Source organism: Aliidiomarina halalkaliphila (assembly GCF_007096385.1).
Lineage (GTDB): Bacteria > Pseudomonadota > Gammaproteobacteria > Enterobacterales > Alteromonadaceae > Aliidiomarina > Aliidiomarina halalkaliphila.
On the sequence record NZ_VJWL01000001.1, the window covers coordinates 212663 to 232959 of the forward strand.

A 20297-nucleotide genomic window follows, 5' to 3' on the forward strand; every position below is an offset into this window, starting at 1 on the left:
ACGGTATATGGCTGCAGCCTTGTGCCTGTATTCACACATTTACGATGACCTTACCTCTTCGTTTGTTTTGGCTTGATACCTCGGGTCGTTTAATTCGAGAAGATTCTTGGGTGGCACCTAATCGGGTGCGGTTCTGTTGGGGCGCGGCGAGCGTAATTGAAATTTCAGCTCGCGCAGATCCAAAACTGAGAAACGCCATTCGGCGTGCGCTTATATAACTGACTCAACTAACAATGTATACGTGAGCAAAGGACTGCTTATGAAAGATAATCTTGGAAAAATTGCTGTAGTACTGAGCTGTTTGTTATTCGTTGTCGGCTGCAGTGCAACCAGTTCTCATCAAAGACCAGTATTAGAATCCATCACAACCCTCGAGCAAGGTGCCAGAATTGCTTATACCGCAGGTGATTTTTTGTCAGCAGAGGCATACCTTCACCAATTACTCGAACACGAACCGAGTTTTGCAGAAGGGTGGTTTCTACTCGGCAATCTACACTTACGACAACATCGATTTGTTGCCGCACAACGCGCATACGAGCATGCACTGCGTCTTGCCCCGGAGCATACCCTCGCATGGCATAATTTAGCGATCACTCAGCTACGTATTGCGACCGCGACCTTAGTTGAATCGAGGCGATTAGGGCCGCTTTATCAGCCCGAGCTTCTTGAATGGTTATTGCAATTGCAAGGCGCTGTTAGCTATGAGCTCTAGACAGCTAGCTCGAGGGTACGGGCTCATCAGTATTATTCTGGTTGTGCTTGGTGTTTTTACAGTAGCGCTTGGATTCATTAGCAATGCGCATGTACGCATAAATGCCCTGCAAGAAGAAGCCATCATTGAAACTCTCCACCGAACACGAGTGAGCGCTATTGGTTATTTTCAAGAGTTTGGAAGTTGGCCGAACTTAGAGTTATTACGAGAACGCACTCAGCTAGACACTTATGTGCTTGATGCGCAGGTCAATTACAGTCCAGCGTTTCACATTCGTGTACGTCTATCTAGTTCTGCGAAGGCTCAAGCGATCCAGAAGCAGCTCCATGGGAGCACAGCACAGGGAGCTTGGCTGCATATCCTGATGCCGTCAGAGCAGGAACTCTCGGAATTGGCGGGAGAGAGACTTGTGTGGCGTTGGCCAAATAGCAAGGGTGAATTTCCAAGCATGGAAACCGATTTGTCGATGCAAAACTATGATCTCCAGAATGTCGCACATCTGGATTCGGTCGATATGTCTAGTGGGAAGGTAACAACGCATACTGGATATAGCGGCGACACCAGCGTGATGGAAGGCGTCAGCGAGCGCCTAAATATTGATTCTGTTTCAGTGGAGTTTCTTGAAGGTGAACGTGCATCGGTTGGCGTCCTTTCTTCCTCGATGGGGGTTGCGCAACAAACTCAGGTGAATAAAGAGTTACGAGCAAGGATATGGCAACAAAACCAAGTGCAAACCACAAGATTGCAGGCGGCGGAAGGAAGAGGGCGGGAAACCACGTCGAATACAACTCAGGTAAGTCAACTGATGGGTAAGTCGATGTCAATTCAGGCATTACTCGGAGATGTCGCTGAGCTAGAAACCGTGAGCGTAACTGAAGGGGATTTTTCGAATCTGTCAGCAGAGATTTGGAATGCAGAACATGTTCAAAGTATGGGAGGCAATACACGATGGGCGAATACGAACGATGTGTCTACAAAGAATCTGAATGTATCCCAGAATCTTTATGTATCTCATGGAATAGGTGATTCGATCAATGCGTCGCTATTATCTACGAGCTCTTTGTATCAAAAGCTCGAGAATTGTTGGTATATCGATAAATGGTGCCGTCCACCCGAAGTTCCTAATGTATCACAAGTTAAATGCTCAGGATGCGAGCAAACTGCTTCAGAGGGACTGTTTCAAGGTACGCTGGATTTTCAAGTTGGCTATTGCTTACATGGTTGCGATATTCAGATCGAGGCTCATTGGGCGAGCCGCGCCCGCTGCATTCCTGACAACATAAGTATTGGGATGGATGGGCACGCAAGGTGCTCGTTTGAGCGCTATCTTGCTGAGGGAGATTCGCTGTCGGATCGCGCTCTCGTAAGGGTCGCGAGCGGTAAGGATGCTTTGGCTCATAGAACAATTGAGGCGAACATTCGGTGGGAGACTCCGATAGCGTGTCCTCAAACCAATTATCTATTCCCAATTCAAGGTTCCAACCCACCTGCAAATGGCAGTATTGCATTACCTGAAACACAGGCGGGTATGCAGGCATCACACGCCGACGTTGGTGGAGTTGGTTGTAATGTGGGATACAAGTTTAGTCATTGGTCGTGCTCAATCACTGGATTTTGTAATGCTCAAGGCACATGGCAAGATGTTAGTGGCCAATGTACATGTGATTACAGTGATTAAAATAGGGGATCAACGCACCTTATGCTTCATCATCCGCTCTTTTTCACGGGCCCAGTCGCGGTCTTTGATGGTGTCGCGTTTGTCGTGGTCTTTCTTACCTTTGGCAAGGTAGATTTCCAGCTTTACCCAGGCTTTTTTCCAATACATAGCGGTGGCCACAATGGTGTAGCCTTCGCGCTCGGATTTGCCAATCAGGGTATCCAGTTCGCGCTGTTTTAGAAGTAACTTGCGGGTACGATCAGGATCACACACCACATGGGATGAGGCCTGACTCAATGGCTGAATCTGAGCACCGAGTAGGTAGGCTTCGCCGTTTTTCAGGATCACGTAACTATCAGAAATATTTACTTTTCCTGAACGTATGCTTTTCACTTCCCAACCTTCGAGCTGCAGGCCTGCCTCGAACTTGTCTTCGAGGAAGTATTCATGGCGGGCTTTTTTGTTGAGTGCGATTGTACTTGCTGGTTTCTTTTTTGCTTTCATGGCGCGTATTATACGCATCAGTAGCGCACAGAAAAGAAAAATCACAAAAGATGCAGGGAAAGCCCAGAAAGGTTAGAATGCGGCACTTTTCCATAGACGCGAACTTTCGACCGAAAAGAGTAGTTGCCACATGCCACGAATAGAACGCAGCGCCTTCGTTTCTTATAGCTGCCGACAGATGTTTGATTTGGTTAATGATGTTGCCGCTTATCCGGAATTTGTTCCCGGTTGTGTGGCTGCACGCATTCTTGAAGAATCTGAACAGCACATGGTTGCGGAGCTTTCCATTAGTAAGGCGGGCATTCGTCACGCGTTTACCACCAAAAACACCTTAGTGAACGAACATCGGATTGATATGGAGCTCGTGCAGGGGCCGTTTAAGCGTTTAACCGGTGGTTGGACATTCAAAGAGTTAGCCCCCGATGCGTGCAAGGTGACCCTTCAACTGCAATTCGAGTTTTCCAGTAAATTGCTCCATTTTGCCTTTGCAAAAGTATTTAATGAAGTAACCTTAAGAATGGTGGATGCTTTTGCGAGCCGTGCAAAACAAGTTTATGGGCCGGATAAGGCTTCGGGTTAGTGACTAATGTCTGATGCAATGATCAATGTGGAAGTGGTGTATGGCACCCCAGAAAAACAGAAGATACTGAGTGTTTCTGTGGCTCAGGGGCTTACTGTTGCCGAAGTGATTGCGCAATCGGATATTCGAAAATACTTTCCTGAGATTGATTTAGACACACAAGCCGTGGGTATTTGGAATAAAACCTGTAAGCTTACTGATATACCACGGCAGGGCGATCGCATTGAAATCTATCGTCCGCTGATTGCAGACCCGAAAGAAATTCGTCGGCGCCGAGCAGAGCAAGCGAAAGCGGAAGGCCGTGCGGATAAGGTAACCGGAGGTCGTCCGGATCGAATGCGACGCGACTCCGATGACGCGAACCCAAATTCTACAACGAGTGATGAGTCTTAACGTATGAAGTTGTTTGTGATGCGTCATGGTGATGCGGTGTCTTCAAAACTGGAGCACGGAAAATTACAGGCGGATGAAGCACGGGAACTGAGCGATCGCGGTCGCGACGAAGTGGTGCGGATGACGGAATGGCTACGCGAACATCATCCAAAGATCGATTTGGTGATTGTGAGCCCCTATATCCGTGCGCAGCAAACCTGGAAGCAAGTGGAAGCGGCAATCGCCGCGGAAGTCGTGGAAGTCTCCTCAGAGGTGACTCCAGAGAGTGATGCCGAGGCCTTTGCTGGTGCATTGTTAGCGCGGTTACAAATTGAACCGGCAGAATCTGTACTTGTGGTATCGCACATGCCGTTTGTTTGCTACTTGGTCAGCTACTTAGATACATCGGTGCAGCCACCGCTGTTCCCCACAGCCGGAATCGCCGTCATTGACGTCGAACCTTTGGCGATGTTAGGCCGTTTAGAATCCCTCCAAGCACCAACCGCGGATATTGTTGCTAAGTAAACTGTTGCTATGTAAACAACATACTCAGGTGCATCTACTCAGACACCCGCAACAGCACCAATAAAGCACCCTGACCACCCCATTCTAGCGGTGCTTGATGAATCGCCCGTACATCTGGGTGTTGCATGAGCCAGGCTGGTACTTGCTGGCGCAAAATGCCGTGACCGATACCATGAATCACATTTAAACAGTTTAACCCCTCATGCATACAGGCTTGGATGGCTTCGGCGATCTCGCGACGCGCTTTTACGCGGGTGTATCCGTGTAAATCCAACACCATGCCAGGGGCAAAATCACCCCGGCGCAGCTGTTTGGCGAGATAGGACGCTTCGTGATCCGCCACCCAAGCCAATGTGCCTTCGGGGAGTGCCGGCATAAAATCGTCGGAGAAAGGGTCTGTGGCGGTTAATCGTGCTTGTGCTTGGGCATTTCGTCGTCGGGCAATGGCGGTGCCATCGGTTTGTTTTACTGGTTTGGCTTGCACCCGGTCGTCTTCGATGGGTTGAATATCACCGATGGCATCACGGAATAGGGCGCGGTCCTCGTCACTGATGTGCAAGGTTTTACGCGCTTTTTTTGTAGATTTCGGTGTGCTCATAGTGAATTATTAATGATGCCTCTGTTTAGGTAGGTATAATAGGGAATTAAGCGGGTGAAAAATACCCTTCCACACTGAAAACCAACCCGTTGCCATAAAAGGAGCGCCTCGTGACCCATCAAGTGTCTCAAGTCACCGACGACTTACTCACCATTGCCGATTGGCAACGTTATATCGCATCTGCATTGCATGGTGCGGATGTTTATTTTGGCCACGGTGCAGTAGACGGCTGGGAAGAGGGCTTGTTGCTGTTATCCGAAGTAACCGCGCTTACCTTTGATGAATTACATGCGCATCGTGATTGCCGACTCACTTTTGAAGAGAAGAGTCAGCTTGCGGCCCTTGTTGCTCGCCGTATTCGCGATAAAGTGCCAGCCGCCTATTTGGTACACAAATCATGGTTTGCCGGATTGCCCTTCTATGTGGATGAGCGCGTATTAATCCCACGTTCTCCGATTGCAGAACTCATTGAGCAAGAGTTTCAGCCATGGTTAATGCACACACCGGATCATATTCTTGATCTTTGCACTGGTTCTGGCTGTATTGCTATTGCCTGCGCTTATGCGTTCCCCGATGCCATTGTTGATGCGGTGGATATCAGTTCTGATGCGCTGGCTGTGGCACGAATGAATATCGAAGAACATGGGCTCAGTGATCGGGTTGAAGCCATTGAATCTGATGGTTTCAACGGTTTGCAGGATCGCCGCTATGACCTGATCGTGACCAATCCGCCTTATGTGGACGCGGAAGATATGGATGATTTGCCCCCTGAGTATCATCACGAGCCTAAACTCGGCTTGTCGGCAGGGAACGATGGCCTTGATCTGGTGCGGAAGATTCTGCGCGATGCTCCGGAGCATATGAATGATGGCGGCATATTAATCTGTGAAGTGGGCAATAGTATGGTACACATGCAAGCACTGTGGCCCGATGTGCCTTTTGTTTGGTTGAGCTTTGAGCGCGGTGGAGATGGCGTATTTGCCATCAACAAAGAGCAACTGGAACAGCATGCGGGCCATTTTGCCGACGGCGCTTAATCGTTCACATGAACCTTTGCGCCAATGAATCACGAATGAACTGACAGAGAATTACGGGAGCACAGATGAGCGCCAACACCTTTGGGGAGTTATTTCGGGTCACCACTTTCGGAGAAAGTCATGGCCCCGCACTCGGTGCCATCGTTGATGGCTGTCCACCAGGCATTCCCGTTGATGAAGCCTTGATTCAACGGCAGTTGGATCGTCGCAAGCCAGGCATGAATCGCTATACTACCCAACGTCGTGAAGACGACGCCATTAAAATTCTGTCGGGTGTATTTGAGGGCAAAACAACGGGTACGCCCATTGGTTTGCTGATTGAAAACACCGACCAGCGCAGCAAAGATTACTCCGACATTAAAGATATATTTCGCCCCGGCCATGCCGACTACACCTATGCCCATAAATATGGACACCGAGATTACCGAGGTGGTGGCCGTTCTTCGGCGCGGGAAACAGCGATGCGGGTGGCGGCGGGAGCGATTGCCCAAGCCTGGTTGAAAGAGCAGGGGATTTCTATCCGTGGTGCTATGGTGCAAATGGGGCATATTCGTGCGGAGAAATTTGAGTGGGATGGTGTAAACGATAACGCGTTTTTCTTCCCCGACCCGGGCAAACTCGACGCCCTTGACGGATTGATTCGTGACCTTAAAAAAGACGGTGATTCTATTGGTGCCCGCATCCGCGTGGAAGCCCATGGGCTTCCAGCTGGTTTAGGTGAGCCAGTATTTGATCGGCTTGATGCGGATTTAGCCAAAGCCTTAATGTCGATCAATGCCGTAAAAGCGGTGGATATCGGTGATGGCTTTGCCGTAGTCGAGCAACGTGGCTCTGAACACCGCGATGAAATGACTCCCGATGGGTTCCTTTCTAATCATGCGGGTGGTGTACTCGGTGGTATTAGCACCGGTCAGCCATTGATCGCAGAAATTGCATTAAAGCCGACATCGAGTATTCGTATTCCGGGGCAAACAATTAACGACCAAGGGGAGCGCTGCGAGGTGGTCACTAAGGGTCGCCATGATCCTTGCGTGGGTATTCGCGCGGTGGCCATCGCTGAGGCGATGATGGCGCTTGTGGTGATGGACCATATGCTGCGGCAACGGGCGCAAAATGGTGATGTGGTTGTGTCCACGCCAACCCTGCGCTAGTTTCGCGGCGCGACTATGTCTCCATTCTCAGCACACCAGGATCCCGCGTTTGCACGTCAGTGCCGACGTTTAAGTTGGTCTTATTTTGGTTATTTTGCGGTTCTGGCACTGCTCGTGCCTTACCTGGCCGTGTATCTTGATGGATTAGGCTTCGACTCTCGCCAAATCGGTGAACTCATTGCATTGGCCACTCTGTGTCGCATTGTCGGCCCTCCAGTATGGGCGGGGTTATCCGACCGTTCCGGCAAGTTACTGCCGGCAATTCGCTTAGGCGTTTTTGCTTCGTTGGCGTTGCTGCTGGTCATGACGCAGCTGTCGAGTTATTGGGCGGTGGCCATCGGATTAGGCTTAGTGAGCTTCTTTTGGTCGGCTATTTTGCCACAACTTGAGGTAGTTACTTTAAGCTCATTAGGCGCACAGCATCAGCTGTATAGTCGCATTCGTTTGGGTGGCAGTTTGGGCTTCATTGTTGTGGCGCTATTCGCGGCCGAGTTATTAGCTTGGGGCGGCTATCAAGCCTATCCCTGGCTGGCTGCAGCTTTGCTGATTCCACTGGCGCTGATGAGTTTACGCTTGGCGGAACCGGCTCGGGATAGCACACCTCAGGACGAAGGTCCGAGCGATGTGTTCTGGCGGCGTATTCGACGCAAACCTTTTCTTCTCTTTATGTTCTCAAGTCTCTGCTTGCAGATGAGTTTCGCGCCATTCTATGCATTTTTCGCTCTCTACCTGAACCAATTGGGCTACGCCCCCATGGCTGTGGGAGCGTTGATCGCTTTGGGCGTGGTGGCCGAAGTGGGCATGTTTATGATCGCCGGACGTTTACTTGTGCGTTTCTCGGTATCACGGATTATTGCGGTGTGCTTGGGGATTACCGCATTGCGCTGGTGGCTACTTGGCCATGTTGCCGATGTGATTCTGTGGTTGTTGTTTATTCAATTGATGCACGCATTTAGCTTTGCATTGCATCACAGTGCTGCTATTCGATTTCTACATCATTACTTTCCTAGTTCCCAGCACAGTCGCGGACAAGCCATGTATGTGAGTATCGGCATGGGTGGTGGCGGTGCCATTGGTGCATGGCTCGCAGGGTTATACTGGCAGCAAGGGGATGGCGCTACCACAACCTTTATGGTGGCGGCTGCACTCACTTTTGTGGGTATGCTTGCAGCGCTAGCCATGCCGCGGGCGCCGCGTGAATCATTGGCTAAAGGTGAACACTGAGCGTCCAAGTGCCGTGGATCCTCGTTAGATGGCGTGGATCATGGCGGTGATGACGGGGATAATGGAAAAAAACAGGACTCAAGGTGATTTCATGAAGCGATGGTTTAAATACAGTCTTCCTTATGCGGCAATGCTCACGCTGAGTGTGGGCATCTCTGTTGGCGCTGCCGTGGGCTTTAGTGCGTCTGCCTCTGCGCAAGCCGAACAAGCTCGCCCGCTGGCGCTCACCGACGTGATGCAGTTTCGGGAAATTGATCAGCGTCAGATTAGCGATACCGGCAATACCCTTGCCTTTGCCGCCGTTCCGGATTACGGCGATCGGGAAGGGATTGTGGTGCGGGTTAGCGATGGCACAACGATCTCCGTTGCTAGCGCCCATGAGCCAAAGCTCAGTGCTGATGGCAATTGGGTCGTGTTTACCCGTCAGCCAACGTTATTGCAGCGGGAACGGGCCGAATCACGCGAGGAAGAGCGGGCTTTATATCACCATGCAGTGTTGGTCGATGTGTTAAATGCCAGTAAAAAAGAGTTTCCGCAAGTTAGCCAGTCTGCCTTTACTGGCGACGGCCGTTTTCTTGTGCTGCAACATGATCAAGATTACAGCAAAGAGAATGGCAGCGAAGAGGGCCGCTTACTGCGCTTGATTGATCTGCGTAGCAATGAGCAAACGTTAATCAATAACGTCACCCATTTTACCGTCGCGTCTGAAGGATCCCGCTTGGTGTATCAGCAACAGGCGGCAACGGCAAATGGTGACGACCAATCAGACACAGATAACGAAGATAAAGAAGACAAAGAAGAGTCGAAAAATCCACGGGTTTCGTTGGTGATGTATGATACCGCACAGCATCGCGGAACGACCTTAATGGACGTGACTGACCAACAGTTCAGCAAGCTAAGCTTTTCGCCAAATGGTCAACGCTTGGCGTTCCATGTATCGCCGAAAGAGAGTGATTATGAAGAAACGCCCCATGCACTGTGGATGTGGGCTGCGGGTGAAGGCACACAACAGTTAACCGTGGATCGTGAGGGTTTTATCTTATCTGAGCACTCTCCCCAGCGCTGGAGCGACGATGGAGAGCGTTTATTTATTGGTCATCGCCCTACGCCTGCGAAGAAAGCCGATCCTATCGGGCGCCCAGAAAGCAAAGATGATCTCTATAATCTCGAGCGGTTGTTGTCGGATCGACGTTTGCAAGTGTGGCATGGCGACGATGACATGATCATTCCGCATCAGCGTCAATCTCAGCGTAACTTAAACCGCGCTACGGCCATGGCGGTTTGGCATGTGAATGACCAACGCCTCGTTACCTTGAGTGATGATGTACGCGAAGCCATGTTCCCGACCGATCATCCACAGGCCTTGTTAGCCCGCGATTCGCAACCCTATAGTCGCGAGATTACTTGGGATGGCTTCTATCACGATCTGTATCATGTAAACCTCAACGATGGTTCGCGTACGCAAGTGGCTGCGCGTTTACCATCATTTGAGCGCGGTTCGCTGTCGCCAGACGGACGTTACGTGGTGTACGTAAACGATTACCAATTGCACGCGTTTGATAGCCAGTCGGGTTCAACCCATCAAATTGGCAGCAATGTGAGCGTGTCTTGGGTTGACGAAGAGAACGATCGCCCGATGGAAGCGGTGCCCTATGGTATTGGTGGCTGGCACGCCGATAGCAGTGCGCTTTGGGTTTACGATCGATTTGATATTTGGCAGGTGCCGGTTGCAGAATCTGCCCATGATCAAGCGGTGAATCTCACCCAAGTGGGTCGCGAGCACACTCAGCAATATCGCGTATTGGATACCGATGACCTAGATGTGATCAACATCAATCAGCCGGTTTTATTACGCGGCTATAACGAACAACTAAAAACCTCAGGCTTTTATCAGTTGGCGCTTACCGACAATGCACCAGCACAGTTAGAGGTATTAGTGGAGGGTGAGAAAACCTGGCGTTTTATCGCGCGCACTGAGGATAAATCGCAACTGTTCTACACGGAAGAAGATTTCCGTACTTTCCCTGACGTGTGGGTGGCAGATGCGCCATTACAATCACCGCGTCAACTTACGGATGTGAATCCGCAGCGGCATGATTTTATTTGGGGTAACGCCCAACTCGTGGAATGGGAATCCACCCATGGCGAGCCATTACAGGGAATTCTGATTACCCCAGACAACTATGATCCTAATAAGCGTTACCCGGTACTGGTGTACTACTACGAGAAATTCTCTCAGCGGTTGTACAACTGGAACCAAATGCGGGTAAACCACCGTCCGAATTTCCCGTTTTATTTAGGTCAAGATTACGTGGTGTTTTTGCCTGATGTGCACTTCCGTTTAGGGGCTCCTGGTCCAAGCGCTACAGAGTCACTGGTTCCTGGTGTGGAAAAAATCATTGAAATGGGTGTGGCGGATCCTGATGCCATTGGTCTGCACGGACATAGCTGGTCGGGTTATCAAACTGCCTTTGTGGTCACAGAAACGGATATGTTTTCAGCGGCTGTGTCTGGCGCGCCTGTGTCGAATATGACCAGTGCTTATAGCGGTATTCGCTGGGGCTCAGGGTTAGCGCGTCAATTCCAGTATGAGAAAGGCCAGAGCCGGTTAGGGGTAAGTATGTTCGAAGACCTCGACCCGTACATTAAGAACTCACCGGTATTTTTTGCCGATAAAATCAACACGCCGATGTTGATTCAGTTCGGTGATAAAGATGAAGCGGTTCCTTGGGAACAAGGAATTGAGTATTATTTAGCACTTCGGCGTCTTGATAAGCCCGTGGTGATGCTGCATTACGAAGGTGAACCCCATCATTTGCAGCAGTTTGCTAATAAAATTGATTACACCATCAAAATGTTGGAATTCTTAGATCATCACCTAAAAGGTGCAGATGCGCCGAGTTGGTGGACAGAAGGGCTTGAGTTCCAAGTGTATGATTAGGAGAAAACTCGACTGATGTCGAATACCATCCAACAGCAACAAAACATACAGGCGGATCAGATGATCCGCCTGTTTAACGAATGCTTCATGGAAAGCGAAAATACCGTACTCGTGAAAGGCGAGTGCGAGCCTATTTATCGTCCTGCGTCGAATCGCAGACCCTATCATGAGGTGGTGTTTGCGCACGGTTTTGTGCGTTCAGCGTTGCATGAAATCGCGCACTGGACACTCGCCGGACGGGTGCGTCGTCACTTATTGGATTATGGTTATTGGTATGCCCCCGATGGCCGTACGGCAGAACAGCAAGCGCGCTTTGAACAAGTGGAAGTAAGCCCACAAGCCATTGAATGGTTATTGAGTCTCGCCGCGGGGGTTGCATTCGAGGTCAGCGTGGACAATCTTGCTGGCGGTGATGTGAGTGATCGCGTCGCTTTTACCCAAGCGGTTATTTCCCGCGCATCCCTTCGTATGACGCAAGGGCTTCCCCCGCGTGCGGAGCAATTTATGCACGCACTCTGCGCCGAACGTGGCATGATGCCGTTGACGCTTGCCGATATTACGTACGCAGGTGAACAGCTGATAGCGAATGAGCGAAACAGAGCGGCGCTGCGCAACGAAGCAGCCGCCTAACCAACCAACGGAGTGATGTTGACGTGCACGAATTTAAGCTCGCTTTAGTGATTAATCCCTATGCAGGCATTGGCGGTGCAGTGGCGTTAAAAGGCAGCGACGGTGCTGCTGTGCGCGCGGAAGCTCTGGCACGAGGAGCTGAGCTAAAGGCAGGCCAACGGGTACGCACAGCATTAGCTTATTTAGCGCCATTTCAGGAGCGTATTCGCTTTCTCACGGCGGCTGGGGATATGGGCGCTGCCGTGCTTGATGAACTCGGATTTCAGTATGACGTGGTGTATCAGCCGACTCAAACACAAACCGAAGCAGAAGACACCCAAGCCGCCGTGCGAGCCATTGCTGAATCCCATCCTGACCTGTTGATTTTCGCCGGTGGCGATGGCACCGCACGCGATGTGGTGAAAGGGTTAGGGGGGCAGGAAATTCCCGCGATCGGAATTCCTGCTGGAGTAAAAATTCACTCTGCGGTATATGCGGTGTCGCCCTCTGCGGCAGGGAAGGTGCTGTATGCGCTGTTGAATGGTGAATTAACCACTCTGAGAGCCGCGGATGTAATGGATTTAGACGAAGATGCCTACCGCAGTGGCAAAGTGAAGGCGAAGCGCTTTGGGGAGTTACAGGTTCCCGGTGAACTTGAGTATATGCAAGCGGTGAAGATTGGCGGACGAGAAAGCGATGATTTGGTGTTGGCCGATATCGCCGCTGATGTGATTGAAGGGATGGAGTCTGATGCCCTCTATCTGATGGGTTCCGGTTCAACGGTCGCTTTTATTATGGAAGAATTGGGGCTAGAGAATACGTTGTTGGGTGTCGATGTGATCTGTAACGAAAAGGTGATTGCCACGGATGTTACCGGACGCCAGTTAGAAGCATTGGTGTTAGAGGCCCGTAAGAACGGCCAAGATGTGTATATGGTCACTACGTTAATTGGTGGTCAGGGGCATATTTTCGGGCGCGGGAATCAGCAGTTTACCCCAACCGTATTGCGTACAGTTGGTCGTGAGCATCTCATTTTGGTGGCTACGAAAGCTAAATTACAGGCACTTCAGGGGCGTCCGTTACGGGTAGATACGGGCGAACCGGAATTAGACGATGAATGGGCTGGGTTTATTGCGGTCGTGTCAGGCTACCACGACCGCACAATGGTGGCGGTCGAGGAAGCCTAAGGGCTGCTTAAAACTGTGAACGTGGCATGTGCACGACAATGCCATCGAGCTCTTCGCTCATGGTGATCTGACAGCTTAAACGACTATTTTCCTGTGGTTCACGTGCCACATCAATCATACTTTCTTCGATATCATCGGCAGGCTGTAGTTTAGTCACCCAAGCTGGATCTACGTACACATGGCAGGTGGCACACGACATGACACCGCCGCACTCGCCAATAATGCCATCGAGCATTGCATCTGTAGCCGCTTCCATTAAGGTTTGCCCTACGGGAACATCTAATTCGAATTCGCCGCCTTTGGCATCAATAAATACAGCTTTTGGCATTGCTTTGGTCCTATTCGTCATTAATCTATTAGTGATGGATATATTGCGATATATCAATTTGATGAGCCCAACCCATGCACACAAGGGTGAAACCCAGTGATATACTTATACGCACATTGCGGGGAATCCTATCACAAAAGGAGCAATCATGGGATTGCATGAAAAACACGAATACTTTGTTTCTTGGGAAGAACTTCATCGCGCTACCCGAGAGCTCGCCCGCCGACAATTGCCGGCAGAGCAGTGGCGCGGCATTATTGCGGTGAGTCGTGGTGGCTTAGTGCCTGCCGCTATTTTGGCCCGTGAATTGAATATTCGCGTCGTCGAGAGTGTCTGTGTTCGCAGCTATGCCCATCAATCGCAGAGTGCAGAACCGCAAATGCTTAAAGATGTATCGTGCTCGGAGGATGGCGAAGGCTTTATCGTGATCGACGACTTAGTGGATACGGGGAATACCTTGCGTTTTTTGCGGAAACGATTACCCAAGGCTAAATTTATTACCGTGTATGCAAAACCCGAGGGCTTACCCTTGGTCGACGAATATGAAGCGGATATTGATCAAAACACTTGGATTCATTTCCCGTGGGATATGCATCTGCACTATGTCGACCCATTAGCCGGTGAAGATCGCTAATCATTGCGCCGATGTTTCATTAATAAAAACGCCATGGTTCGATTGAACCATGGCGTTTTTGTTTGTTCCTGCGGGATGATCTAGGAAGAGTGGTTTTGAATAAAGCTCAAAACGTCTTTAATGGCGAGGGTCGATTTCTCACCGGTACGGCGATTTTTGTACTCCACCGCTTTCTCATCGAGGTTACGCTCACCAATCACGATGGTGTGTGGGATACCAATCAATTCCATATCCGCAAACATCACGCCAGGACGCTCCTTACGGTCATCAAATAATACCTCGATGCCTGCGCCCTTGAGTTCGTTATAAATGTGCTCAGCGGCTTCTTGCACTCGCGCTGACTTATGCATGTTCATCGGTAGCACAACCACCTGGAATGGTGCCATGGATTCTGGCCATTGGATGCCATTGCTATCGTGGTTCTGCTCGATGGCCGCGGCAACGATGCGAGAAATACCCACACCGTAGCAGCCCATAATTAAGTGTTGATGTTTACCGTCTTCGTTCAGCACACCCACTTTCATCGCGTCGCTGTATTTGGTGCCGAGTTGGAAAATATGACCTACTTCGATACCACGGGCGATGTTTAGGGTACCATTGCCATCGGGACTCGCATCGCCGGCGCGCACGTTACGCAAATCTGCGATTTCTGGCAGAGCGACATCGCGCTCCCAGTTAATACCGAAGAAATGGAAACCTTCGTCGTTGGCACCGGCAGCAAAATCACTCATCACAGCCACGCTACGATCTACAATGCATGGAATTGGCAGGTTTACAGGACCGAGTGAACCTGGGCCCGCACCAATGGCTGCGCGAATTTCTTCGTCACTGGCAAACACCAGTGGTGAACCTACTTGGGGTAGCTTGGCGGCTTTAATTTCGTTGAGTTCGTGATCGCCACGTACAATCAGTGCCACTAATGTGCCCGACGGCTTGCCGTCGTCATCAGCGCCGTGCACCACGAGGGTTTTCACGGTTTTCTCAACAGCCACGTTAAACTGCTCTACCAACGCCGCGATGGTTTTGGCGTTGGGCGTGGCCACTTTTTCCATGGCTTGGTTTGGTTTGGCACGCTGATCCGTGGTGATCGCTTCGGCCAATTCTACGTTGGCGGCATAATCGGAGCTATCGGAGAATGCGATATCGTCTTCTCCAGAGCTGGCGAGTACGTGGAATTCATGAGATACGCTGCCACCAATCGAGCCGGTATCGGCAATAACAGGACGAAAATCGAGACCTAGCCGACTGAAGATATTGCAATAGGCCTGATACATCTTCTGATAGGTTTCTTCTAATGACGCCTGCGTGGTATGGAAGGAGTACGCATCTTTCATAATAAATTCGCGAGAGCGCATCACACCAAACCGCGGGCGGATCTCATCTCGGAACTTGGTTTGAATTTGGAATAAGTTCATGGGCAGCTGTTTGTAGCTGCTCACTTCTTTGCGCACGAGCTCACTGATCACTTCTTCGTGAGTCGGGCCAAGTACAAAATCACGTTGATGACGGTCTTTTAAACGCAGTAGCTCAGGACCGTAATCTTCCCAACGGCCAGATTCCTCCCAGAGGTCGCCCGGCTGCACCATGGGCATCAATACTTCAATGGCACCTGCTTGCTCCATTTCTTCGCGCACTACTTTCTCGACCTTACGCAATACACGCAGCCCGGTTGGCGTCCATGTATACAAACCCGATGCTACTTTACGTACCATACCGGCACGGAGCATAAGTTGATGACTAATTACCTCAGCGTCAGCTGGGGTTTCTTTGAGGGTTCCGAGAAGGTACTGACTAGTGCGCATGTCGTGGATACTCGTCCTGATGTATTCAATAAAGGCCGCATTTTAGCAGGGTGAAAGATAGCCAACCAACTCTTTTCGCCGTAAATCTGCGTCCCGGGAAATTATTCAATCGAAAAAACGTAATTTTTGTTGTTTTGCACACGCCACTTAATGTTGAAGTGGTACAAATGCATACCGTAGTCCTTATCCATGTGCGCATCTTTTTGATAAGCCGGACGTGGATCTTGGGCTAACACTTCAGTAATAAACTCGCGCAATTGTGGATAATCACGTTGTTGTTGCAAAAACTGCTCCGCATCATCGCTAAATACAATACCAAGTCCGGTATCTGGACGTTCATCCGCAAAGCCACCAGCGGCTTCTGGAAGTGCATCTGCATAGGGTAAGTAAGGTTTAATGTCGAGTACCGGTGTGCCATCAAGCAAATCTAGGCCACGCACATGGATGCGCGTGCTTTTCCCATGTTCCACGCGCACTAATTCAACTACAGATAGCCCCATGGGATTAGGTCGAAAGGTAGAACGGGTGGCAAACACCCCTTTGCGTTGGTTTCCGCCCAAACGTGGCGGACGCACCAGCGGGCTCCATCCTTTTGCCGCGGTTTCATGAAATACAAACTGAATCCACAAATGGCTAAACGCTTCCAATCCTCGAAGAAAGTCCGGATGAGAAAACTCAGGCAACATTTCAATCACGCCGTACGCGTGCTTTACCAATCCCGGCTGGCGGGGAATGGCAAACTTTTGCTTGTAGGGTGAACTTACCGTTGCAATGGTATGCAAGGTCCAATTCTGATGCTCTGACATTTACCGGTATCTATGCTAATGAAGATGTAGTGTATTTCACCACAACGCGGTGCGTTAGGCTATCGAAGGGCGGTGTTAATTTAGCTAAGTTCAATAAAAACAAATAGTTATATAAATGGCATGAGTTTTGCTTTGTTATAGATGTACCGAACTGCGCGAACTGTGCTCGGTAACGTATTCAAAAATCCTGTTCGTAGTATGTTTTCAAGAGGTTCATTCTGGGATAGGGAACAGGCTTGCATAACAAACCGCTATACGCGGGCACTAATTAGGAGTGACATAATATGACAACGGCAAACAATCAGACGCAAGGCTTTCATCATCAATTCTTTAAGCATGTAGGAATTTTTCTGGTTTTACTTGGGGGCTTACTGGTTGCAGACGCAGCGATAGCTTCTGAAAAGAACGTAACTCATCACATCGACTTAGCCGGTATTGAACGTATCGATATTCATAATGGCGTGGGTACAGTGCATATTCGTCGGTCGCAAGGTGATCAAGCGGAATTAAAGGTACGCTTTGAGGGGAAGCGGAGTGGGTTAATGCGTCGCATTAAAGATGTATCGGATATGGATGTAGAGATTCGCACTCGTGGTGACCGGCTTAGCATATCATTTCAGGAAAATAATGTTGAGGCCACTATGTACATCACCTTGCCGGATCCTGCAGTGCTTGATATTCACGTAGGCGTGGGTGTCATTGATGCCGAAGTGGGTGAAAGTTCTGTTTCTGCCAGTATGGGCGTGGGTGATGTGACGATTCGTGGATTTCTCGACTACGCTGGCGAAATTAACGTTGATGCAGGCGTAGGCGCGGCTCGTATTGATGGCGCACAGAATGTATCGAGCTCGCGAGCGATTGTTTCTGAGAAGGCATCTGGCCGAGGTGAAGGGACTTTTCGAATTAAAGCCGACGTGGGTGTAGGTGACGTGAAAGTTGTTTTAAAGTAACGGGCCGACTCGCAATATGAATCGAAAAGCGCATTGAATTAATTCCTTCAATGCGCTTTTTTCTTAACTATCAACGCAAAAATTGTGTTGGTTTATTTAATTAAGAAACTTTCTAGCGATTTGCCACTATTAACTGCTTTTTGGATAGGCTTCGGCATACGACCTTGGCCGGTCCAAGTGCGCCGCTCGCCATTCGACATTGTGTATTCATATTTTGCTGGCTTAGGCGCACGTTTGCGTAGTGAGCGTTTCTTAGGGGTGCTCGCAGTGGTGCCTAAAATATCTTGTGGATCTAGGCCTGCAGCCTGAATTTCTTTTCGAATCCGTTCAATGTCTGCCAATTTAGCGGCTTGGGCCCGCTTTAATTCAGCTTCTTCTTCCTTGCGCTGCTCAATTACGTTCTCAAGCTTCACGGCAACTTCTTGTAAATCAGATACCGAAAGGCTTTTAGTCGCCGCATTCAAGCGACGTGCATGGGTAAGAATATCTGTAAATTCGCTCATTGAATATCCTGTTTTATTCGATATGAATTACTGAAAGATAACATGCAAGTATATTAGGGAAATCTCGCATTGGTTATTTTACATCATATTTAATTAAACAGTTCAATTGTTTCAGTGTAAATATTCGAAATAATTATTAATTTTGCGTAATTGCGTACATATATAGCGCTTAATATTAGTATTCCAATAATGGCTTTTCGTGCGCCTGCTATGACGTCTCAGGCGTTGAACTATATGGAATCTATCGTATTTGAAACTATGTTTTTATAGAATCTGATTAAGTGTTTTCCGCGCCCTCTCGTTGTAGTTCTAGAACGATATTGACCAATATGACGAGGAGGTTCGGCTTGTCTTGGCGAGTCAATAGCTCATGGTGGACTCAGTGGCAGTTGGAGCAGGGTCTTGTTATCGGCACAAACATTGGCCTTAGACGACTACCAACATCGTCTGGCTTCTCCGTGCATGGTTGCGCAACAAAACACCTCCTTGTGTTTTGTGCTGCTACACTGATTTACATATTCGGATAGTTCGGACCACCGGTACCTTCTGGTGTGACCCAGCGGATATTTTGGCTTGGATCTTTAATGTCACAGGTTTTGCAGTGAATGCAGTTTTGCGCATTGATTTGGAACCGCTTTTCTCCGGAGTCACTGGTGACCACTTCATAGACGCCAGCGGGGCAGTAGCGCTGCGCAGGCTCGTCATACTTAGGTAAGTTCACATCAATTGGAATGGATGCGTCCTTAAGCTGGAGATGGCAGGGTTGATCTTCCTCGTGGTTCGTGTTGGATAAATACACCGACGAATTACGATCAAAGGTGACTTTGCCGTCTGGTTTTGGGTAGTCAATTTTCGTGGCGGAATCTGCTTTTTGCATACCCGCATGGTCGGGCTGCGTATCTTTAAAGGTGAAAGGCAGTTTGCCGCCAAACCAGTTCTGATCGATGGTGTTATAAGCACCACCGCCCCACATACCCCATTTGTGAATCACCGGGCCAAAATTACGCGAGCGGTAGAGCTCATCATATACCCAAGAAGCCTTAAAGCGTTCGGTGTAATCGGTGAGGTCAGTGCCCAACTGTTCCTTCGACAGTGCTTCAAAAATACTTTCTGCCGCCAACATACCGCTCTTCATGGCGGTGTGGTTGCCTTTGATCTTGGCAAAGTTCAGTGTTCCTGCATTACAGCCCACCATGAGAGCGCCGGGCATTGTCATTTTCGGCAGCGAGTAGAAGCCACCTTTGGCGATTGCGCGGGCACCATAGCTTACGCGTTTACCACCGCTCAAATACTTTTGAATTTCTGGGTGGGTTTTATAGCGCTGGAATTCCGCAAATGGGTTAAGGTGCGGGTTGGTATAATTCAGGTCGATGATCAAACCTACGAAGACTTGCCCGTTTTCGGCGTGGTATAAATAACCACCGCCCGTGGCATGATCTTTTAACGGCCAACCGGCAGTGTGCACCACTAAGCCAGGCTGATGCTGCTCTGCTGGAATATCCCAGATTTCCTTAAAGCCAATGGCATAGTGCTGTGGGGTCGCGTCTTTATCGAGGTTATACTTGCTAATTAGTTCTTTCCCTAAGTGACCACGGCAGCCTTCAGCGAATACGGTATACTTTGCCCGTAATTCCATTCCTGGCATGTAGCTATCTTTGGGTTCGCCGTCGATACCGACACCCATATCACCGGTAATAACGCCAGCAACGGCTCCGTTGTTGTCATAAATTACGCTCGCTGCGGCAAAGCCAGGGAAAATTTCAACGCCCATGGCTTCTGCTTGCTCAGCTAACCAACGACATACATTTCCCATACTCACGATATAGTTACCGTCGTTGTGAAAGGTCTTCGGCACCATAAAATTAGGCATTTTGCTGCCCGCTGTTTCGCTCTTAAGCATATAGATATCATCACCGGTTACTGCGGTGTTGAGTGGAGCTCCACGCTCTTTCCAGTCAGGGAATAGTTCGTTTAAGGCTTTTGGCTCGAGTACTGCGCCAGAAAGAATATGGGCGCCAACCTCAGAGCCTTTTTCGATCACACAAATCTGTAGCTCTTGGTTCTTTTCTTGGGCAAGTTGAGCGAGTCTGCACGCTGTGCTCAAACCAGAGGGGCCGGCACCAACGATTAAGACATCAAACTCCATACTTTCGCGTTCCACAGCTTGGTCCGCCATA

General features: G+C 49.6%; 20 protein-coding genes. 13 read left to right on the plus strand and 7 right to left on the minus strand.

Features of this window, described 5'->3' with window-relative positions; genetic code table 11:
- The first annotated feature begins 259 nt into the window (after positions 1-259).
- Positions 260-712 (plus strand): tetratricopeptide repeat protein, encoded by a 453-nt coding sequence (locus tag FM042_RS01045; RefSeq protein ID WP_143233904.1) that lies wholly within the window; start codon positions 260-262, stop codon positions 710-712.
- Positions 702-2390: a hypothetical protein gene (locus FM042_RS01050; protein ID WP_143233905.1), complete on the plus strand. Its 1689-nt coding sequence runs from the start codon at positions 702-704 to the stop codon at positions 2388-2390. The genes FM042_RS01045 and FM042_RS01050 overlap by 11 nt, the downstream gene beginning before the upstream one ends.
- A 9-nt stretch (positions 2391-2399) precedes the next feature.
- Here FM042_RS01050 and smpB read toward each other — a convergent pair whose 3' ends face one another.
- Positions 2400-2873 carry an SsrA-binding protein SmpB gene (gene smpB, locus FM042_RS01055; protein ID WP_143233906.1) on the minus strand — a complete coding sequence of 158 codons (474 nt, stop codon included), beginning with the start codon at positions 2871-2873 and terminating at the stop codon, positions 2400-2402.
- A 130-nt stretch (positions 2874-3003) separates the two neighbouring features.
- Between smpB and FM042_RS01060 the strand changes: the two genes are divergently transcribed.
- The 3 genes from FM042_RS01060 to sixA are packed head-to-tail and all read left to right on the plus strand — an operon-like array spanning position 3004 to position 4350.
- Positions 3004-3453 carry a type II toxin-antitoxin system RatA family toxin gene (locus FM042_RS01060; RefSeq protein ID WP_143233907.1) on the plus strand — a complete coding sequence of 150 codons (450 nt, stop codon included), beginning with the start codon at positions 3004-3006 and terminating at the stop codon, positions 3451-3453.
- Between the two features lie 6 nt (positions 3454-3459).
- A complete protein-coding gene (locus FM042_RS01065) occupies positions 3460-3846 on the plus strand; it encodes an RnfH family protein (protein WP_143233908.1) in 387 nt (128 codons plus the stop codon).
- A gap of 3 nt (positions 3847-3849) precedes the next feature.
- Positions 3850-4350, plus strand: a complete 501-nt coding sequence (gene sixA, locus FM042_RS01070) for a phosphohistidine phosphatase SixA (protein WP_143233909.1) — start codon at positions 3850-3852, stop codon at positions 4348-4350.
- A 34-nt stretch (positions 4351-4384) separates the two neighbouring features.
- Here the strand turns inward: sixA and smrB are convergent, their stop codons facing one another.
- A complete protein-coding gene (gene smrB / locus FM042_RS01075) occupies positions 4385-4948 on the minus strand; it encodes an endonuclease SmrB (RefSeq protein ID WP_143233910.1) in 564 nt (187 codons plus the stop codon).
- 110 nt (positions 4949-5058) lie between these two features.
- Between smrB and prmB the strand changes: the two genes are divergently transcribed.
- From prmB to FM042_RS01105, 6 genes are all read left to right on the plus strand, one after another.
- Positions 5059-5985, plus strand: a complete 927-nt coding sequence (gene prmB, locus FM042_RS01080) for a 50S ribosomal protein L3 N(5)-glutamine methyltransferase (protein WP_143233911.1) — start codon at positions 5059-5061, stop codon at positions 5983-5985.
- A 65-nt stretch (positions 5986-6050) separates the two neighbouring features.
- Complete coding sequence (aroC, locus tag FM042_RS01085; protein ID WP_143233912.1) at positions 6051-7136, plus strand: chorismate synthase; 1086 nt, start codon at positions 6051-6053, stop codon at positions 7134-7136.
- Positions 7137-7151: 15 nt separating this feature from the next.
- The gene (locus FM042_RS01090; protein WP_143233913.1) at positions 7152-8360 is read left to right on the plus strand and encodes an MFS transporter; all 1209 of its coding nucleotides are present in this window, start codon (positions 7152-7154) and stop codon (positions 8358-8360) included.
- 91 nt (positions 8361-8451) lie between these two features.
- Positions 8452-11301: a S9 family peptidase gene (locus FM042_RS01095; RefSeq protein WP_232366316.1), complete on the plus strand. Its 2850-nt coding sequence runs from the start codon at positions 8452-8454 to the stop codon at positions 11299-11301.
- 15 nt (positions 11302-11316) lie between these two features.
- Positions 11317-11931 carry an elongation factor P hydroxylase gene (locus FM042_RS01100; protein ID WP_143233914.1) on the plus strand — a complete coding sequence of 205 codons (615 nt, stop codon included), beginning with the start codon at positions 11317-11319 and terminating at the stop codon, positions 11929-11931.
- A gap of 23 nt (positions 11932-11954) precedes the next feature.
- Positions 11955-13097, plus strand: coding sequence for an ATP-NAD kinase family protein (locus FM042_RS01105; RefSeq protein ID WP_143233915.1), 1143 nt, complete (start codon positions 11955-11957; stop codon positions 13095-13097).
- Between the two features lie 7 nt (positions 13098-13104).
- Here FM042_RS01105 and FM042_RS01110 read toward each other — a convergent pair whose 3' ends face one another.
- Positions 13105-13425, minus strand: a complete 321-nt coding sequence (locus FM042_RS01110) for a 2Fe-2S iron-sulfur cluster-binding protein (RefSeq protein ID WP_143233916.1) — start codon at positions 13423-13425, stop codon at positions 13105-13107.
- Between the two features lie 148 nt (positions 13426-13573).
- Here FM042_RS01110 and gpt point away from each other — a divergent pair, with 148 nt between their 5' ends.
- Positions 13574-14059, plus strand: a complete 486-nt coding sequence (gpt, locus tag FM042_RS01115) for a xanthine phosphoribosyltransferase (RefSeq protein ID WP_143233917.1) — start codon at positions 13574-13576, stop codon at positions 14057-14059.
- 80 nt (positions 14060-14139) lie between these two features.
- Here gpt and FM042_RS01120 read toward each other — a convergent pair whose 3' ends face one another.
- Both FM042_RS01120 and tsaA read right to left on the minus strand, forming a co-directional pair.
- Complete coding sequence (locus FM042_RS01120; protein ID WP_143233918.1) at positions 14140-15861, minus strand: proline--tRNA ligase; 1722 nt, start codon at positions 15859-15861, stop codon at positions 14140-14142.
- A gap of 101 nt (positions 15862-15962) precedes the next feature.
- Positions 15963-16667 carry a tRNA (N6-threonylcarbamoyladenosine(37)-N6)-methyltransferase TrmO gene (gene tsaA / locus FM042_RS01125; RefSeq protein WP_143233919.1) on the minus strand — a complete coding sequence of 235 codons (705 nt, stop codon included), beginning with the start codon at positions 16665-16667 and terminating at the stop codon, positions 15963-15965.
- Positions 16668-16951: 284 nt separating this feature from the next.
- On the opposite strand from tsaA, the gene FM042_RS01130 reads away from it, so the two are divergent.
- Positions 16952-17617, plus strand: coding sequence for a hypothetical protein (locus FM042_RS01130; protein ID WP_143233920.1), 666 nt, complete (start codon positions 16952-16954; stop codon positions 17615-17617).
- 92 nt (positions 17618-17709) lie between these two features.
- Here the strand turns inward: FM042_RS01130 and FM042_RS01135 are convergent, their stop codons facing one another.
- Positions 17710-18120: an H-NS family histone-like protein gene (locus tag FM042_RS01135; protein WP_143233921.1), complete on the minus strand. Its 411-nt coding sequence runs from the start codon at positions 18118-18120 to the stop codon at positions 17710-17712.
- 511 nt (positions 18121-18631) lie between these two features.
- Entirely contained in the window at positions 18632-20281 is a 1650-nt protein-coding gene (locus tag FM042_RS01140) for an electron transfer flavoprotein-ubiquinone oxidoreductase (protein ID WP_143235562.1), read from the minus strand.
- Between the last annotated feature and the right edge of the window lie 16 nt (positions 20282-20297).

Coding starts and splice junctions, on each gene's coding strand:
- FM042_RS01100 (WP_143233914.1), top strand. CDS start 11,317: ATGTCGAATACCATCCAACAGCAACAAAACATACAGGCGGATCAGATG.
- FM042_RS01135 (WP_143233921.1), bottom strand. CDS start 18,120: ATGAGCGAATTTACAGATATTCTTACCCATGCACGTCGCTTGAATGCG.
- FM042_RS01095 (WP_232366316.1), top strand. CDS start 8,452: ATGAAGCGATGGTTTAAATACAGTCTTCCTTATGCGGCAATGCTCACG.
- FM042_RS01110 (WP_143233916.1), bottom strand. CDS start 13,425: ATGCCAAAAGCTGTATTTATTGATGCCAAAGGCGGCGAATTCGAATTA.
- FM042_RS01120 (WP_143233918.1), bottom strand. CDS start 15,861: ATGCGCACTAGTCAGTACCTTCTCGGAACCCTCAAAGAAACCCCAGCT.
- tsaA (WP_143233919.1), bottom strand. CDS start 16,667: ATGTCAGAGCATCAGAATTGGACCTTGCATACCATTGCAACGGTAAGT.
- FM042_RS01065 (WP_143233908.1), top strand. CDS start 3,460: ATGTCTGATGCAATGATCAATGTGGAAGTGGTGTATGGCACCCCAGAA.
- FM042_RS01130 (WP_143233920.1), top strand. CDS start 16,952: ATGACAACGGCAAACAATCAGACGCAAGGCTTTCATCATCAATTCTTT.
- gpt (WP_143233917.1), top strand. CDS start 13,574: ATGGGATTGCATGAAAAACACGAATACTTTGTTTCTTGGGAAGAACTT.
- smpB (WP_143233906.1), bottom strand. CDS start 2,873: ATGAAAGCAAAAAAGAAACCAGCAAGTACAATCGCACTCAACAAAAAA.
- FM042_RS01060 (WP_143233907.1), top strand. CDS start 3,004: ATGCCACGAATAGAACGCAGCGCCTTCGTTTCTTATAGCTGCCGACAG.
- sixA (WP_143233909.1), top strand. CDS start 3,850: ATGAAGTTGTTTGTGATGCGTCATGGTGATGCGGTGTCTTCAAAACTG.
- aroC (WP_143233912.1), top strand. CDS start 6,051: ATGAGCGCCAACACCTTTGGGGAGTTATTTCGGGTCACCACTTTCGGA.
- FM042_RS01090 (WP_143233913.1), top strand. CDS start 7,152: ATGTCTCCATTCTCAGCACACCAGGATCCCGCGTTTGCACGTCAGTGC.
- FM042_RS01050 (WP_143233905.1), top strand. CDS start 702: ATGAGCTCTAGACAGCTAGCTCGAGGGTACGGGCTCATCAGTATTATT.
- smrB (WP_143233910.1), bottom strand. CDS start 4,948: ATGAGCACACCGAAATCTACAAAAAAAGCGCGTAAAACCTTGCACATC.
- FM042_RS01045 (WP_143233904.1), top strand. CDS start 260: ATGAAAGATAATCTTGGAAAAATTGCTGTAGTACTGAGCTGTTTGTTA.